The 16019-nt window shown below is 51.2% G+C and carries 16 protein-coding genes and 1 other RNA gene; 1 reads left to right on the top strand and 16 read right to left on the bottom strand.

From position 1 onward, the window contains the following. Nucleotides 1–78 precede the first annotated feature (78 nt). The 6 genes from HDT28_01155 to HDT28_01130 form a co-directional block, all read right to left on the bottom strand. A complete protein-coding gene (locus tag HDT28_01155; GenBank protein MBD5131194.1) occupies nucleotides 79–2421 on the bottom strand; it encodes an ABC transporter permease in 2343 nt (780 codons plus the stop codon). Between the two features lies 1 nt (nucleotide 2422). Beyond that, nucleotides 2423–3184 carry an ABC transporter ATP-binding protein gene (locus HDT28_01150; GenBank protein MBD5131193.1) on the bottom strand — a complete coding sequence of 254 codons (762 nt, stop codon included), beginning with the start codon at nucleotides 3182–3184 and terminating at the stop codon, nucleotides 2423–2425. Between the two features lie 356 nt (nucleotides 3185–3540). Further along, on the bottom strand, nucleotides 3541–4806 hold the full coding sequence (locus HDT28_01145) for a HAMP domain-containing histidine kinase (protein ID MBD5131192.1): 1266 nt from the start codon (nucleotides 4804–4806) through the stop codon (nucleotides 3541–3543). Next, on the bottom strand, nucleotides 4803–5483 hold the full coding sequence (locus HDT28_01140) for a response regulator transcription factor (protein ID MBD5131191.1): 681 nt from the start codon (nucleotides 5481–5483) through the stop codon (nucleotides 4803–4805). Before HDT28_01140 ends, HDT28_01145 begins: the two co-directional genes overlap by 4 nt. 162 nt (nucleotides 5484–5645) lie before the next feature. Then, nucleotides 5646–6359, bottom strand: a complete 714-nt coding sequence (locus HDT28_01135; protein MBD5131190.1) for a transglutaminase domain-containing protein — start codon at nucleotides 6357–6359, stop codon at nucleotides 5646–5648. A gap of 27 nt (nucleotides 6360–6386) precedes the next feature. Beyond that, complete coding sequence (locus HDT28_01130) at nucleotides 6387–6929, bottom strand: GNAT family N-acetyltransferase (GenBank protein ID MBD5131189.1); 543 nt, start codon at nucleotides 6927–6929, stop codon at nucleotides 6387–6389. Nucleotides 6930–7131: 202 nt separating this feature from the next. Here HDT28_01130 and HDT28_01125 point away from each other — a divergent pair, with 202 nt between their 5' ends. Beyond that, nucleotides 7132–7854 carry a hypothetical protein gene (locus HDT28_01125; protein ID MBD5131188.1) on the top strand — a complete coding sequence of 241 codons (723 nt, stop codon included), beginning with the start codon at nucleotides 7132–7134 and terminating at the stop codon, nucleotides 7852–7854. Nucleotides 7855–7875: 21 nt separating this feature from the next. On the opposite strand, the gene HDT28_01120 is transcribed toward HDT28_01125, so the two are convergent. The 10 genes from HDT28_01120 to HDT28_01075 all read right to left on the bottom strand — a co-directional run bounded on the left by HDT28_01120 (nucleotide 7876) and on the right by HDT28_01075 (nucleotide 16018). Beyond that, nucleotides 7876–8406 (bottom strand): hypothetical protein, encoded by a 531-nt coding sequence (locus HDT28_01120; protein ID MBD5131187.1) that lies wholly within the window; start codon nucleotides 8404–8406, stop codon nucleotides 7876–7878. Between the two features lie 138 nt (nucleotides 8407–8544). Beyond that, nucleotides 8545–8941: a transfer-messenger RNA gene (ssrA, locus tag HDT28_01115) on the bottom strand. Nucleotides 8942–9012: 71 nt separating this feature from the next. Then, nucleotides 9013–10071 carry a DNA replication/repair protein RecF gene (gene recF / locus HDT28_01110; protein ID MBD5131186.1) on the bottom strand — a complete coding sequence of 353 codons (1059 nt, stop codon included), beginning with the start codon at nucleotides 10069–10071 and terminating at the stop codon, nucleotides 9013–9015. Continuing rightward, entirely contained in the window at nucleotides 10068–11459 is a 1392-nt protein-coding gene (locus HDT28_01105) for an MBL fold metallo-hydrolase (protein MBD5131185.1), read from the bottom strand. Before HDT28_01105 ends, recF begins: the two co-directional genes overlap by 4 nt. A 5-nt stretch (nucleotides 11460–11464) precedes the next feature. Beyond that, nucleotides 11465–12259 carry a hypothetical protein gene (locus HDT28_01100; protein MBD5131184.1) on the bottom strand — a complete coding sequence of 265 codons (795 nt, stop codon included), beginning with the start codon at nucleotides 12257–12259 and terminating at the stop codon, nucleotides 11465–11467. A 156-nt stretch (nucleotides 12260–12415) separates the two neighbouring features. Next, entirely contained in the window at nucleotides 12416–12982 is a 567-nt protein-coding gene (pdxT, locus tag HDT28_01095) for a pyridoxal 5'-phosphate synthase glutaminase subunit PdxT (protein ID MBD5131183.1), read from the bottom strand. Nucleotides 12983–13191: 209 nt separating this feature from the next. Further along, nucleotides 13192–14091 carry a pyridoxal 5'-phosphate synthase lyase subunit PdxS gene (pdxS, locus tag HDT28_01090; GenBank protein ID MBD5131182.1) on the bottom strand — a complete coding sequence of 300 codons (900 nt, stop codon included), beginning with the start codon at nucleotides 14089–14091 and terminating at the stop codon, nucleotides 13192–13194. 150 nt (nucleotides 14092–14241) lie between these two features. Next, nucleotides 14242–14685 (bottom strand): 50S ribosomal protein L9, encoded by a 444-nt coding sequence (locus HDT28_01085; protein ID MBD5131181.1) that lies wholly within the window; start codon nucleotides 14683–14685, stop codon nucleotides 14242–14244. Nucleotides 14686–14752: 67 nt separating this feature from the next. Then, nucleotides 14753–15313 carry a TetR/AcrR family transcriptional regulator gene (locus HDT28_01080; protein ID MBD5131180.1) on the bottom strand — a complete coding sequence of 187 codons (561 nt, stop codon included), beginning with the start codon at nucleotides 15311–15313 and terminating at the stop codon, nucleotides 14753–14755. Nucleotides 15314–15319: 6 nt separating this feature from the next. After that, nucleotides 15320–16018, bottom strand: a complete 699-nt coding sequence (locus HDT28_01075) for an HAD-IA family hydrolase (GenBank protein MBD5131179.1) — start codon at nucleotides 16016–16018, stop codon at nucleotides 15320–15322. Nucleotide 16019: the final 1 nt, after the last annotated feature.

Raw genomic sequence — 16019 nt, 5'->3', positions numbered from 1 at the left:
ACTTCGCGACTTTATTTCACTCCATTAATAAAAACCGCACCCTTTCGGGTGCGGTCTATAAAGAACGAGAATAAAGAATTATTCGCCTACGAGCAAGTTTCGCGGCGCGATCTTTTTGACTTTGAGCGATAGCAGACACGCTATGCCGAACGACAAAAGGATTAGCCCGATTCCCGCGATAGAGATAAACCCGATAGGCACGGCAAAATTACATTTTATTATACCGAGGCTACCGAAAAACAGGCTCAAAAGCGGGTTTACGGTAAGTCCGCTAATTATCAGCCCCACCACCGTCGATATAATGATAGCCGGCATGAACGACAGAGCCGTTTGCAAAATAAGCTGCTTCGTTGTAAAGCCCAACGACTTCAAAATTCCGTAATCGCGCTTTTTATTATTGAGCATTGTGCGAACCAACAGATACAGCACGAACGCTATGATGATCGCCGAAAGCACGAGTATGGCTATAACTATCATCGTCATGAGCGACACGTAAACGGATGCGGCGGCTTCGATCGTTTCTTCCACGTTTATCGTCGTATTCACGCTTTCCGCGAACCGTTCTTTCATTTCCGCATTGAACTCGTCTATATCGGTGCCGTCCGCAACGTTTAAATAATACGTGACGTCGGTAATATTTCCCAGCCGCTCGTAGCCCTGCCGAGTCATAAGCCCGTCGCGCCCCAAGTAATTGGTTACCTGAGTAAGCCCGCTTATAAGATATTTCTCCTTATTGCCGTTTGCCGTGATCTCGATTTCATCGCCCACTTCCAAACCGTGTTCTTTGCAGTATTTTGCACCGACGGCGATCTCGTTATCGAACTTGGGAAACCTGCCCTTATATATAACGTTAGGGTTATTGACCCTTGAAAAATCGTCGCAAAGCGTAGTTAAAAGCTCCGCGCCGCCCGTATGCGTAACGTTGATGGACGTGTACAAGTAAGCTTTTTCCACGCGCGCGTCGGCGTCCATTTCCCGCAAAAACTCGTCCTCGGCGGCTACGTTCACGCTTATACAGCTGTCCGCCGTTTCGCCCACGATAAGGTTCAAAAACGGCGTCATGTCGGCTATCATATTCTGCACCATGACCCCCGAGAAAACGACGACGAGCGACAGCACGAGCATGGTTATGCAAACGGTTATATTATGCTTTATGCCAGAAAGCGTGGTTTTAAGCGCAAGCGCGAGATTTAAGGGCGCTTTCGTCTTTTCGAGCGGCACGTGGTTGCGCTTGAAGTTATGCGTTTGCACGCCCGCGCGCAATGCGACGATGGGCTCGATTTTCTTTATTCTGCGCGAGGCAAGCCACACGGCGAGCGCGACCGTTCCGCACAAAATCACAAGCGAAATAACCACGGGAAGCGGCAGGAAGCGAACGGCGTACGGTATTCCCGTTTGCGCTATCATCATCGAATTGATCGCGGGGAATACGCAGTACGAGAGCGCGCTGCCGACTATTGCCGTCAGCAACGCCAAGCCTAAAAATTGAAACATGAGCGAGCCGATTAGCTGCCGCGAGGTGTAGCCCACCGCTTTCAGCGCGCCGAGGTTTTTAACGTTGACCTGAATATAATTGACGATATTCGATACTATTACGACAATAGCTATCAATAGCACGAAGAACGCCATTGCGCTTATAACGCCCGAGCAAATCATCTGCGAAATATATCGCGCCTGCACTACTATATCGTAGCTGTTGCTTACCATCGTAACGTTGGGGAAGCGTTTGGAAATCGTGCTCTTAATATCCGCTTCGTAATTCAGGTTTTCGTCCAAATCGGTCAAGCGCACCGCGCACAATACCGATTTCGGCGCATAGCCGAGCGATTCCAGCTCCGCGTATTTATCTTGCGTGAGAATAAGCTCGGTCAAGCCGCAGTTGTGCGACCCCTCCATTACGCTGTTGAAAAACCCGCAAACGTTATATTCGACCGCGTGGCTGCCTATAAATATTTCGACCGTCTTGCCGACCGCAATATCGTTCGATTTATAAATCATCGGAAAGTAAGCGCCGCTCGAATAATTCCCGTCTTCCACGATTTCGGCTCTGCCGACGGAACGCGTCAGCGCCCTGTCTTTATCCAAAAACACGAACCAGCTGTTCATCTCCCCGCCGTTATAAGAAAACGTAGCGGTCATGTGCATACAGCTTTCCAAGCCGTACTCCGTCACTCGGTCGTCGTTATCGAGCGTTGCCGATAAAAATTCGCGCACTGCGCCGTCGCTGTCGCCCACCGTCACCGTCACGTGCTGGGCGTTCAGCTTATCGTGGTATCTGTCGAAGTTGGCACGATAGTCCATAGACAGCATAAGCCAAAGATTAAGCAGCATAGCCGCAAGCAAAATCAGCACGACGATAGCCGCGGTCTGCCCCTTAGCCCTGCGCATATTGGAGCGCGCTATAAGAAACGACTTTCTCATCTCACCACCCCATATCTTTCAAAAATACGGAAAGTTTTTCGTGCCTTGCGGTATCGCCGTGCGCGTACTTGCCGAGATCGCACTCGCCCAAGATCGCGCCGTCCTTTAAGTACAGAATACGGTTGCCGCGCCGCGCCGAGCGCATATCGTGCGTTACCATAACGACACTCTGCCCACGCTCGTTGAACTTAGTTAGCGTGTCGAGAACGTCCAATCCGGTCTGCGAGTTGAGCGCGCCCGTCGGCTCGTCGGCGAACAGGATTTCGGGCTCGTTGATAAGCGAGCGCACTATCCCCACGCGTTGCGCTTCGCCGCCCGATATTTGCGTGGGAAATTTCTTTTGCGTTTCTTCGGATATATCGACCGCCGCGAACAGCTCTTTGGCTTTTGCCACGAGCGCCTTTTTATCCTTGTTTACGAGCAGCCCTGCGGACAGCACGTTGTCCATGACCGACATACCGTCGATGAGATAAATTTGCTGGAACACGAACCCGCAGTGATCGCGGCGGAACACCGCAAGCCCGTCCTGCGACAAATTCGATATGACCTTATCCCCGAAAGTGATCTTGCCGAGGCTGGGCGTGTCCATGCCCGAAAGCGCGTACAAAAGCGTGGACTTGCCCGCGCCGCTCGCGCCCATGATAACGGTAAAGTCGCCGCGGTAAAGCTCCAAGTCGATATTTTTAAGAACGTGCTGTTGCAAGCCCCCGTTAGAGAAAGTCTTGCTCAGGTTTTCGGTTTTGAGCAGTATTTGTCTGTCCATATCTAACCTCCTTACGGGTGTTCAACCCCAGTCGATACATTTTTACGGGCAAATCGCGGTTTATACGCGCGAAGCGTCGCTTGCCGTACCGCAGAGGGTACGACGCGCTCCGTTTCGCACGTCTATCCTCGCGGTTTGCCTCGTAAAAACACTTCGTGCCCGAAACGGAGCTGTTTTTAGGCTATATCAAGGCAAACGAGCGAAGTTGTAGTGGTGCTACCACAAGCGAGTTTAACGCGGATAGAGCCAAAAACAGCCCGTTATCGGGTGTATCTATTGGGAGTTGAACACCCGTTTACACGCTCATTATACATTTTTTAATTCTTAAACGACTTTAATTAAATCTTAAATCTTTCTTAATTCTTCCCGCACAACCGCAAAATAACTGTTACCTTCAAGCCGTGTTCGCCGTTTTCGATGATAAGCTCGCCGCCCATCTCTTTCATGAAATAGTCGGAGATATAAAGCCCCAAGCCCGCGCCTTCGGTATTTTTAGCATTGCTTCCGCGCTTAAATTTTTCTTTGAGCGTGGGCAACTCGTCATCGAGCACGCCGCCGCCGAAATCCTCTATAATTATGCCGATACAGTCGCCGGTTTTATGGGCGGTTACCGATATCTCCGTTTTTGCGTACTTGTAAGAGTTGGCAAAGATATTATCGAATACTTGCTGTAACCGCAAGCTATCGGCATACACCAAACATTCGGGAATATTGGGAACGGTTGCGCGGTGCATATAGTCCGCATTTTCAAGTAGCGTCTTTATTTGTTTACTGTCTATATTTGTAGGGGTAACGGTAAGCTGTTGCAATTCTTCGAGCGTCGCCGTAAACAGATTTGTAACGAGCGTATTTATCTGGTCTGTTTTTCCTATGATATGCGTGTAATTCGCCTTGTCCTTATCGCCGACAGCAACGGCAAGCCCGACCTCGGAAACCGCCTTTATGCTTGCGACGGGCGTCTTGATGTCATGGGATAATTTTGCCACAAGCTCTTTCTTGCCGGCGTTCGCCTGCGCTTCGACAATGCGCGCTTTTTTGAGCTCCGCCCGCATAATATCGAAGCTTTCCGTGAACGCACCGAACAAATTCCCCCTGTCCATTTCAAGCGGTATATCGAGATTGCCGCCGGCGACGCGCTCGGCAAAACCTTTGAGCTTGCGAAACGGGCGAACGACGGTATAGTGCAAATAAACGGCGTACCCGATACACATCGCGCCGCTTAACGTAATTGCAATCGACAAAACAACTATCGCCGTGCGCTTTTGTGCTTGGAGCGTTTGCGCGCCGTCGTTATAAATAATCACCTTGCCCACTTCCGCGCCGTCGACGTCAATATCGAGTACGGTATCTCTATGCGTAATCGCCGCGTTCTGACTTTCGGACAGCCCCGACTTCGTCCTGAAAAGAACGTTGCCGTTTTCGTCCAAAACAACGTAATCGAGCGCAGTGGAATTTTCATGTTCATCCAAATTGCCGAAGCCCTGCGTTACCGTCTGTAAGACCTCGTTGACCTCGACCGCGTCCTGCGAAAAGTCGGGCGCTTGCACGGCAAACACTATAAGCGAGATCACCTCGGCTAAAAACACGAGAAGAACGCCGATCAAAAACAATTGCCTTTTCATCGACTGCCTCCGTTGAATTTATAGCCGTCGCCCCAAACGGTAACGATATACTTAGGCGCGTTTGGCGAGATCTCTATCGCCTCGCGCAGCCTGCGAATATGCACGTTGAGCGTTCCGTCGCCCGTGAACTTATCCTCCCAAACCTTTTCGAAAAGCTCCTTTTTGGATATCACCCTGCCCTCGTTCGCCATAAGGTACGCGAGCAATTTAAATTCTAGCGTGGTAAGCTTTACGGGCTTGCCGTTTACGCCAACCTGTTTCGCCTCGAAATCGACGGTCAAATATCCGTCTGAATACTCTGTGGCAATGCCCCGCCCGTAACGCTTTAATACGGCTTTCACCTTGGCGAGAAGTACGCCGAGCGAGTACGGCTTTTGCACGTAATCGTCGCCGCCGATATTGAGCGCGACTATCTTATCGTCGTCGCTCGTCCGCGCCGAAATGAACAGTATGGGAATGTTCGTCGTTTCCCGCAATTGCTTGCATAGATCGAACCCGCTCCCGTCGCCGAGATTAATGTCGAGAAGTATGAGCTCGGTCGTGTTCGTATCGAAAAACCTGCGGCACTCGTCCGCGCCGTAAACGGCAACCGTATTCACCCCGAACAGATTGAAGTACTCGGCTGTGCTGTCCGCAAGCACTTTTTCGTCATCCACGATAAGGCAGTTATATTTCATAGCGCACCCCGTATCAATATTATAGCATTTCCGCAAGCGTAAATCTTTAAGAATTCCTTAAATTTTAATAAGCGGCAAACAAATAAAAATCGCCAATGCTTTTACGCATTAGCGATTTTGGTCGAATTGTAAGCAAACTATATCGAAAAATTATTTTTCCAGTTACGCCTTTTTTATGCCGTAACGCCGAATTTTCGCAACCTTGTTCGTCATGATTTTTCTGCCGATATTCTCGTATAAGAACTTTTTCGCGCCGCGGTATTCTTGCGCGTATTCAGAATAGAACTCGTCGGGAGTATCGAACACGCCTAAATCTTCTACAACCGCCTGCTGTTGTACCGTCGTATTATCACCTTTAAAATCGATTTGTAAATCTCCGAAATCTTTAACGGCTACGGCGTAATCGAAGAATTTCCCACTGTGTTCGGGGAACATTTTTTGCAAGCCCGAAATATACGCTTTATCGGTTATCACGCCCTCCAAACTCAACCATTCGCCGTTGTAAAACACTTCCGCCCAAGTATGGACGATATACGGCGGAGCAAGCCTTGCCATGATCTTAGGCATAAGACTGCGCTGAAAAACCTTTGTGACCTTGCTGCCGTGCAAACGACAAGGAATACCCACGGCGCGAAGCAACGCCATTAGCAAAGTCGCTTTCGTGTTGCATTGTCCGTAGCCGTCCTTTAATACCTGCGCAGCGGTCAAATTGTCGTACTTGTTGTAGCCAAGCACTATCTCGTTTTGAACGAAATCGTAGATCGCGCCGATCTTGCCGTACTCGTCCAAATCGTTCCACTCGTGCGCGCCTATTAAGTCGGTGAGCGCCTGTGCGTTATAATCGAGCATTGGCGTGCTAATCAAATACCTTTCCATATAAGCATCTACCTTTAACCGTTACTTTTACGGTTTTACGATCGCCCACAAACAGCAATCGACCAAAACGTTATTCTTGTACATACTGCCTTTTTTGAGTATGCCCTCGTATTGCATACCTATCTTTTCCATGACTCTGCCGCTCTTTTTGTTTTCAACGTGGTGCGTCGCCTGTATTCTTTCATAGCCGACGGAAAACAGATACTCTACTACGCTTTTCGCCGCTTCGGGCATAATGCCCCTACCCCAATACTCGTCGCCTATACACCACCCGAGCTCTGCGCAACGTTTTCGCTCGTTGGTTTCGCAAACGTCGATACAGCCTATGACCTCGTTATTCTCCTTCCACACGATCGCCCAGCGGTAAGTATTTTCTTTATCGTACTCGGGCAGAACGAAATCGGCAAGATAGCTTTTTGTGTCTTCGACGCTAGTATTGTGCGACCAAGACACATATTTCGTTACTATCTCTTTACTGCGATAATTATCGTACGTATTTTGCGCGTCCGCAAGCTTGAACTTTCTCAAAATCAATCTTTCGGTTTCTATCGTCTGCGTGCCTTTGTCCATATATAGACTCTTTTTGTAAAATTTAAATCAATATATCACGGCGAACAAGTTTTGTCAAGCGTATAAACTTAATATAAATGCTCAACGCGGCGAACGCGGAATATGACGAATAAACACAGGTTTTTTGCGCGGCGGCTGTTCCGCTTGACTATCGATTTTTCAGGTGATAAAATGTAAAAAACGAATCGAGTGATATAACGTTATGGAACTACACGAAACGCAAAAGGTACAGGTGAGCAAGATAGGCACGGACGGGAATTTATCCGTTGTCGGGTCTTTTCAAATCATTCAAGATGCGGTTACCGACTTATTGTGTTTGTACGACCTCGACGCGCCGACGCTTAGAGACAAACACAACGCGATATGGCTGTTTGTCAAAACACGAGCCAAGTTTATAAAGAAGCTCGAATGTCAAGAAGTCTTTACTGTTAACGCTTTTGTTTCGTACGTTTCGTTGGCCAAGATGCACGTGGACGTGCAAATCAAAAACGCACACGGCGAAACCGCTCTGTATTCGAGAACGGTGCTTTGTGCATTAGATAGAGAAAAGCAATCGATACGCAGACTTCCTACCGTCGGCGTGAATATGAATATGCCTACGCGCGGCGAAGAAATAAAAATAGATTTTACGGACTTCGTAAAAACCGATTTACCGCTAATCGATACCGTTCGGGTAAACTCGACCAATATAGATATGTCCCACCATACCAACAACGTGGAATACGTAAGACTTATCATGAACACGTATTCGGTCGAACAAACGGAATCAATGAATATAAGAGATATGGAATTGATTTATACGGATCAGTCGTACGAAAACGACAGCCTTGCTGTACGCAAGGCTGTGATTGATAACACTCATTATATCGTATTGGAAAAGATCGGCAGTCCCGTGATTAAGTGCGAAATCGTTTGCGAAAAATAAAATTTATTCGCCGGGGCTCTGCTAAGAATGAAGTTTTTTGTTATAGTTCGACCGGTGTGAAGCTTTATCGGCATTTGATTCGGGCTTATCTTTCTCTTGTGTCTTTTGATCGCTCTCGCCGCTCATATACTCTTTGATCTCGTTAAACAGCTCGTAAGGGTTCTCAACGTAGCTGAATCTAAGCGTTCTCCTCGGAGGATTTTTAAATTCCAGCGTGCCGGTGTGAGTTTTTTTACTTTTGTCTAATATACCGATTTCGACGGACGCTTCGGCAATTTGGTCATAATAACGCGATTCGTAATGAACGCCCATAGAACCGCTCCGCACGATCACACGTTTATTAGTATACGCGTAATATGAGTTTTTATAGTTGCGCGCAAAAAAGAACGGAAGCGTGAACAAAGTTATAGCCATAAAGAATATAAAGTGCGGCCAGAATATCGGTATTGCGAACGGAAAAATCGGCGACTTCCAATACCTGCTTTTGGACGGCTTTATGACCCTTATGATTTGCTCGTCCTCATCCAAAATATCGTCGAATAAATGCTCCATAATAAGCTCCTATATCTATACAAAATGATTTTAACATTTTAATATGAAAATGTCAAGAGCCGACAATTGTGGTGTTTGATCATACCGCACAAACAACACTAACGACAAAAAAACGCACCCGTCAGGATGCGTTTACGTTGGTGGAGATGATCGGAGTTGAACCGATTTCCGATACGGGTTTGCGGGGCTTTCTACAAGTTTAGTTCATCGCTCGATGTCCGAGAGCAAACCGCAATGAACAAAGGTTTGCACCCGCAAGGTCTTGTTACTCGGCACGGTTCGACCGCTTCCTTACCGAGTTGCCTACCGTTCAATTACGCCCGCCTACCTAACGGTAGGTATTAGGGGCAGACGCCGTAGCTATTAGTTAAGCTGCGAATGCCATTGCCGGAGCCGCAACAGGAGCCGCGAACTTGATGACTTTGGCATTTTCGTTTTTGTTGGCACTTAAAGCCGTTTCGCGTTTTTAGGTAGTCGCGACCCTACCACCTGCTTTTCCGCCGCTGAGCCGCACCGTCGAAGCCTTTACATCCCCATGGTTTATGGCGTAGTATGTATTATACGCTTTTCTTTTGCGTTTTGCAACTGTTTTTACGATTTTCGATTTTAAATTTCCACGATATTTATATCCACGCCGTCGAAGTCCGTTTTATCGGTCGTGGTTATTATCGACTGCAACCCGTCGAGCGTATCTAGCAGTTTCTTTCTTCTGCCCGCGTCGAGCTCGCTGAACACGTCGTCCAAAAGCAATACGGGACTCGTACCGAGCGCGTCCTCCAACAATTTGGTTTCGGCAAGCTTCATGGCGAGCGCCGCCGTGCGTTGCTGACCCTGCGAACCGAACGCCCGAAGATCGACGCCGTCTACGCTTATTTTTATATCGTCCTTATGCGGACCTGAATGCGTGTATTTCAGCCGATAGTCGCTTTCCCTGTCCGCCTCGAACCGCCGCAGCAGCTCGGCTTTGATACCGTCCACTCCCTCGCCGCCCGCGCCCTCGTATTCGAGCGACAGAGTTTCCTTTCCGCCCGACAAAAACGAATGCTTGTCCTGCGCAATCGGGGCGAGCTTATTGATAAACCCGCGACGGCTTTTAATCACCTTTGCGCCGACGTCGGCGAGCAACTCGTTCCAGGGCGCGAGCGTGCTGTCGTTAGCGCCGCCGCTTTTAAGTAGCTTGTTCCTGCTCTGCAAAATTTTATCGTACTGCGACAGCGCGGCGAAGTACGCCTTGCTTATTTGGCACAGTGAAATATCCATAAACCGTCTGCGGTCGGCGGGCGCGTCCTTGACGATTTTAAGCCCGTCGGGGCAAAACAGCACGACGGGGCAAACGCCCATTAATTCGCTCATTCTCGTTATCGGCACGCCGTTTATCGCCACGCGTTTATTGACGGCGCGGTCGATAACTATTTGCACAGTTTCGCTGCCCGTGTCCTTATCCGCAGTGACCGAGATATATGCGCGCGGCGCGTCGTTTTTTATAAGCTCGCGGTCGCGCGGCGTGCGGAACGATTTGCCCACGCCCGCAAAATACACCGCTTCCAAAAGATTGGTTTTGCCGCGCGCGTTAGCGCCCACGAACGCATTGCGCGTGGGGCATAACTCGACCGTTCGTTCGGCGGCGTTGCGGTAGTCCTTAACTTTGAGTACGGTTACGTTCACTTGCGGGTTCCCTTACCCTTGCCCTGCGGTGCGCTCGGTTTGTCGCCGCCGTGCGTTACGTATACGATATGCACTATCGCCACCACTACGAGCACGGCATAGCAAACCCATGCGACGAGCGGCCATTTGAGCTTGACGCTTCCTATCTTGCGGTAAACGAGCACGGTGGGATATTCGCATATCCACGGATCTTCGGGATCGTTCGGCTCGATGGGCGCTCCGCTCGCGCTCTCGCCGTAGAACAGCTTATACTCGCCGTTCTCATCTGTGCGCACGGAAAGAGTAATATCGCCGACGAGATCGGTACGCAAAATATTGCTTTCGGGAACGCCGATAGCCAAATACCTATCGAGCGCTTCCTGGTGCGGGTGTTTGTACGAATTGCCCTCGCCGCACGAAATAACGCAATAAACGCCTTTCGCGCCCGCGTCGGTCGTTATCGCTTGGAGATAGTCGAGCGTGGTCGCGTTGCGCGAGCCGTGGTGTCCTGCTTTTATAACGTTTACGCAATAGCTGTCTGTGAACGCGTCGTACTTATCGGTCACGCCGTCGGTCTTGGCGGACTCTATTTTCTCGACGAACTGTTCGAGGTTTTTCTCCTCGGCGTCACCCGACATGGCGTACTTAAAGCCCTTATATTCGAGTATCATTATGGGCGAATAGTTGTTCCACTCGCCCTCGCCCGTGTACTTGGTGGAGAACGGCGAATAGAAATCGAAAGTGTACGTGCCGTCGGTTATAGTGTCGCAGGTTGCGGGATCGGTGATCTTGACCGTCGAAGTAAAGTCCTCGGTCTCGGCGTACATAGCTTTTACCGCCGCGGCGTACGCTGCCGTGTCCTTAGTGCGCGCGTCAGAGGTCAAGTCGGTTTTGCCTGGGTCTACGTAGGGGTTTTTGTCGGTACCAATCGCTTCCACGTTGGGGCGGTAGACCTCTTTTGCGGGATAGTTAGTGAGCACGTAGTCAAAGCTCCCGCAGTGGTCTGAGTCGGGGTGCGTAAGTATCGCATAATCGAAATACGTAAAGTCCTTCGGCAGCGTTTTGTCGATAAACGTTTGTATAGCCGTTTCGGTTTTCTTATTGTTCTCGCCGCCGTCGATGACCATGGTCTTGCCGTCTGGGAATTCTATTACGGTGCAGTCGCCCTGACCTACGTCCACGAAATGCACGTTGAGCTCGCCCGAGCCGTCCGTCGCCGAAACGTGCACGCCGTTCTTGCTCTCTATGACTACGATCTCGCTCTCGTCCACAGGCTCGTCGGTGTAATACAAAAGCCCGAGTTTAAGCTCGATATCGGTCGACCACACCATGGACACCGCGAGCACGATCGCCACGATAACGAGTATCGCTATATCGATTATTATTAATTTCTTCGACTGTTTGTTCATAGCTATTACCTAATTAGACTCTCTATCTCGTCGCACTTTTCGAGCGCGGCGTTATACCCGAGCTCTATCATGTCGAGATAGCCGTTCTTGCTCGTCGACTTATACTTAGAGGTGTCGGGCGCGATAAGAATATCGGACTGCATAAGCCCCATGACCGAGGCGTTCGCGCTCATGATCGAGAACACTGCTTTCATAACGTCGAACACGCCCGTACCGTCCGTGCCGCTGCCGCGCGACGCATGAACGTCCACCGTGACCACCTTATCCGCACCGAGCATTCTGCAAACTTCGGCGGGGATATTATTGACGAGCCCGCCGTCCGCTAGGTTCATGCCGTTAAGCGGAAGCGGCGCGTACACGATCGGGTACGCCGACGATGCGGACACTGCGTCGAGCACCGACCCGCTGTCCAAAATTACCTGCTTACCCGTTTTCAGGTCGGTGGCTACGGCGGCGTATTTTTTATGCAGGTTCTCTATCTGCGCGTCGCCGACGAGCGGATAGATCATATTGCCGATCTTGCGCGGATCGTCGGGCTTGAACAACAGCCGTCCGTGCAGGTCGGCGAACTCGATAGCTTCGGCGGCTTCGGTCATTTCGTCGGGCGTAATACCCGCGCTGTACAGCGCACCCACGATACTCCCGACCGAAGTACCGACGCAAATATCGAAATCGATACCGCGTTCCTTAAACGCTTTGAGCGCGCCGACCTGTACAAAGCCGCGCGCTCCTCCGCCGCCGAGACAGAGCCCCAGTATGGGGGACTGCTCGTTAGATTTGTTTTTGCTTAAAACTTTCATTATGCCTGAGAGAAAACATATACGCGCGAGCATGAGAGCGCAGAGATGCGAGCTATGCAAGGAAGTCCGAGCACCGACCGACGGGAGTTTACACTGACGTAAATGACCGAGGGCGGTGCGACGTCCGCCGCAGAGCGATGTATATATGCGCTCGAATTACTCTTTCCCTATCATATTTATGAAATACTTATGCACCCTGTTATCGCGCGTCATTTCGGGATGGAACGCCGTCGCCAAAACGTTGTCCTGCCGCACGGCAACGGGCTCGCCGTTGTATTCCGCGAGCACGGTCACGCCGTCGCCCACGCGCGTGATCTTGGGCGCGCGAATGAACACCATGTTGATATACATATCGTCGAAATCGCCCTCGCCGACGAAGCTGTCTATCTGTCTGCCGTAGGCGTTGCGCCTAACGTCGACGTCGAGCGCCGAGAAGTACGCAGGCTCGCCCTCGACCTTGTTTGCAAGAAGAATAAGCCCCGCGCAAGTGCCCCAAACAGGCATACCCGCGATTATGCGCTCGCGTATGGGCGTGAAAAGATTGAACGTGTCGAGAAGCCTGCGAAGCGTAGTGCTTTCGCCGCCGGGAATGATAAGCCCGTCGACCGAAGCAAGCTCGTCGATAGTGCGCACCTGCACTACGTTGATCTTTTTATTGATCGAGCTTATCATTTTTACGTGCTCGATAACCGAGCCCTGTAAAGCCAATACACCGATATTCATGTTAAACCTCTTATGATAAATTTGCAAATATGATTTATCATACGCAAGCGTGCGACGGATAACGACGCGATTAGATTGCGTAAATGCTTTCGAGTGATTGCAAGGCGCGGCGAAGAAGTCGTAGCAGCGCTACGTCAATGAGCCGCAACGAAGCAAGCGCCGAAAGCGGTAGCAAGATAACGCGTAAGTTATGCGGAACACGCTTAAAACTACCAGCCGCGCTTTGCGAGCCGTTCCGCTTCGGGCATAGCTTCAACGTCGAGCCCGCGCATGGCCTCGCCGAGCCCGTAGCTCACGCCCGCGAGGATAGCGGGATCGCCGTAGTACGCGACCGCCTTGACGATTGCCTCGGCGCGATGCTTGGGATCCTGCGACTTGAAAATGCCGCTGCCTACGAACACGCCGTCCGCGCCGAGCTGCATCATGAGCGCGGCGTCGGCGGGGGTTGCGATACCGCCCGCGGCGAAGTTGACGACGGGCAGAGCCTTGTTCTTGGCAACGTACTTAACGAGTTCGAGCGGTGCGCCTATATCCTTGGCGTAGGTAGCGAGCTGTTCGCTCCTGAGCGCCGCGACTTCGGCTATCTGCGTGCGCATTTTGCGCATATGCTTGACCGCTTCCACAACGTTGCCGGTTCCCGCCTCACCCTTGGTGCGGATCATGGACGCGCCTTCGGCAATACGGCGAAGTGCCTCGCCGAGATCGCGCGCGCCGCACACGAACGGCGTTTCGAATCTGGTCTTATCGATATGATACGTATCGTCGGCGGGGGTCAAAACCTCGCTCTCGTCTATGTAGTCTATCTTAATGGCTTCGAGGATCTGCGCCTCTACGAAATGCCCGATACGCACCTTCGCCATAACGGGAATGGATACCGCCTTTTGGATCTCGGCGATCATCTTGGGATCGGACATACGCGCCACGCCGCCGTCGCGACGAATATCCGCGGGCACGCGTTCGAGCGCCATGACCGCGACCGCCCCCGCCTGTTCGGCGATAACCGCTTGCTCGGCGTTGGTAACGTCCATAATGACGCCGCCTTTGAGCATTTGCGCAAGGTTGCGGTTGAGAAGCTTTCTGTTAGCCGCTTTGTCGTCTTTAACTGCCATAATATTTAACCTCCGAAAGGATTGTTTATTGTTAGGGGTTAGGGCACAGGAGTCAGGGGTCAGGGGTTGACCGCTTCGCGGTGATTAAATAAATCACGAGCGGAGCGAGTCCGACCCTGTCCCCTATGCCCTGCGCCCTGTACCCTGAATTTACAACGATACCACGTTCACGTTCAGTTTGCCGGAAACCTCGGCGAACGGCTTGATCGTAACTACGTACCGCCCGAGCGCCTTGATGGGCTCGGCTATAACTATCTTCTTTTTATCGAGATCGTAACCGAGTTCTTTGAGCGCGTCGCTGACCGCCGCGGTATTGAGCGAGCCGAACAGCTTGCCGTTCGCGCCCGTCTTGATCTTGACGGTAACCGTTATTCCCGCGAGTTTTTTGCACAGCTCGACCGCCTCGTCGTGCTCGATCTTGCGCCTGCGCTCCTCCGCTTCCTTGGCGATCTTAATGCTGTTGAGCGCGGTGGCGGTGGCGGGCTTGGCGAGGTTGTTGGGGAACAAATAGTTCCGCGCGTAACCGTCCGACACCTCTACGATATCGCCCTGCTTGCCCTGTGCTTTTACGTCCTTGGTCAAAATAACTTTCATGGTAACGTCCTATTCATTTTATTAAATAATATTTTAGCAAACAAATATGCTCTTTGTCAAGTTATTTCTACACGAGCAAATTCCCTATCAGCTTATCGGTGAGCGCGACCATTGTCTTAACGGGAGTTTTACAGTCGTTTTTCATCCACTCGCGCATGATCGAAGCGATGCCCGCCGCAACGAAATTAAGATAGTATCCGTCGAGCATGGGATCGAACGCCGCCGCATTGTGCAACGTTTCGCTCAGCTCGATTTGCACGAACTCGATTATCTTGCGGGAAATGAACGCGTACAGGTCGGGATCGAAAAATATCACCGAGAACTCGCGGGCGCAAAGTATGTACTCGAACCAATATTTGTATATCGCGCGCGCGCCCGAAGTTTTCAGGTCGTACTTTTGCAAGAACTCGTAGAACACCCTGTCGACAAGCTTTTCGACAATGGACAGCTTGCTGTCGAAATTTCGGTAGAACGTCTTACGCGCCACGCCCGCTTTTTCGCAAATCTCGGTTATCGAGATCTCGGCGAACGCCCGCTCGCCGAGAAGCTCGAACAGCGCCGCCGTGATAAGGTCCATCGACCGCGCCCGCCCCGCGTTTATCTTAACTTGTCCGTCGATATCGAACATTAAAATCTATCCATTTATGTCGAGCACTTTGGTAATCAGCTCGCTCGGCTGGTCGATTATATGATCGGGCGAGAACGCCGAAAGCACGCCGCGGTCGCGGAAGCCCCAAGTAACGGCGACTACGGGCATACCGCAGTTCTCGGCGGTTTTCATGTCCGTTTCGCCGTCGCCTACGTATATCGCCTGCGACTTGTCGACGCCCAAAACTTCGAGCGCGCGGAGCACGCCGTCGGGCGCGGGCTTGGGACGGATCCCGCTCTGCTCGCCCACCACCAAATCGACCGTGCCGAAAAACTTGGCTTTTAACGCCTGCGCCGCGCCGTCGTACTTATTGGTGACGATCGCGCTCTTGTATCCCGCCGCCTTGACTTTTTCGAGCATTTCGGGAATGCCGTCGTACGGGCGCGTGAGATCGCTGTTGTGTTTATCGTAGTATTGCGTGAACACCGCAAGCACGGCGTTGAACGTACTGCGGTCGTCGAACGTGCCGTTATCGAGGTCGGGCTCGTCGCCAGTCGTAACGTAATACAGCACGCGCTCTATGAGCTTGGGCACGCCGTTGCCCACGTACCTGCGTATGCGGCTGCGGTCGAGCGTGCCGAGATTAAAAGTCGTCAGCGCGTGATTGACCGCCGCCGTGAGATCGTCGAGCGTGTCCAAAAGCGTACCGTCGAGATCGAATATTATTGCTTTTAAATCGTTCATG

Source organism: Clostridiales bacterium, from assembly GCA_014799665.1.
Lineage (GTDB): Bacteria > Bacillota > Clostridia > Christensenellales > Pumilibacteraceae > Anaerocaecibacter.
The sequence above is the reverse complement of the archived record's forward strand: the minus strand, read 5'-3'. Positions and strand labels throughout refer to the sequence as shown.

Coding starts and splice junctions, on each gene's coding strand:
- pdxT (MBD5131183.1), bottom strand. CDS start 12,982: ATGAATATCGGTGTATTGGCTTTACAGGGCTCGGTTATCGAGCACGTA.
- HDT28_01085 (MBD5131181.1), bottom strand. CDS start 14,685: ATGAAAGTTATTTTGACCAAGGACGTAAAAGCACAGGGCAAGCAGGGC.
- HDT28_01130 (MBD5131189.1), bottom strand. CDS start 6,929: ATGGACAAAGGCACGCAGACGATAGAAACCGAAAGATTGATTTTGAGA.
- HDT28_01140 (MBD5131191.1), bottom strand. CDS start 5,483: ATGAAATATAACTGCCTTATCGTGGATGACGAAAAAGTGCTTGCGGAC.
- HDT28_01155 (MBD5131194.1), bottom strand. CDS start 2,421: ATGAGAAAGTCGTTTCTTATAGCGCGCTCCAATATGCGCAGGGCTAAG.
- HDT28_01100 (MBD5131184.1), bottom strand. CDS start 12,259: ATGAAAGTTTTAAGCAAAAACAAATCTAACGAGCAGTCCCCCATACTG.
- HDT28_01075 (MBD5131179.1), bottom strand. CDS start 16,018: ATGAACGATTTAAAAGCAATAATATTCGATCTCGACGGTACGCTTTTG.
- HDT28_01150 (MBD5131193.1), bottom strand. CDS start 3,184: ATGGACAGACAAATACTGCTCAAAACCGAAAACCTGAGCAAGACTTTC.
- HDT28_01120 (MBD5131187.1), bottom strand. CDS start 8,406: ATGGAGCATTTATTCGACGATATTTTGGATGAGGACGAGCAAATCATA.
- HDT28_01125 (MBD5131188.1), top strand. CDS start 7,132: ATGGAACTACACGAAACGCAAAAGGTACAGGTGAGCAAGATAGGCACG.
- pdxS (MBD5131182.1), bottom strand. CDS start 14,091: ATGGCAGTTAAAGACGACAAAGCGGCTAACAGAAAGCTTCTCAACCGC.
- HDT28_01080 (MBD5131180.1), bottom strand. CDS start 15,313: ATGTTCGATATCGACGGACAAGTTAAGATAAACGCGGGGCGGGCGCGG.
- HDT28_01145 (MBD5131192.1), bottom strand. CDS start 4,806: ATGAAAAGGCAATTGTTTTTGATCGGCGTTCTTCTCGTGTTTTTAGCC.
- HDT28_01135 (MBD5131190.1), bottom strand. CDS start 6,359: ATGGAAAGGTATTTGATTAGCACGCCAATGCTCGATTATAACGCACAG.
- HDT28_01105 (MBD5131185.1), bottom strand. CDS start 11,459: ATGAACAAACAGTCGAAGAAATTAATAATAATCGATATAGCGATACTC.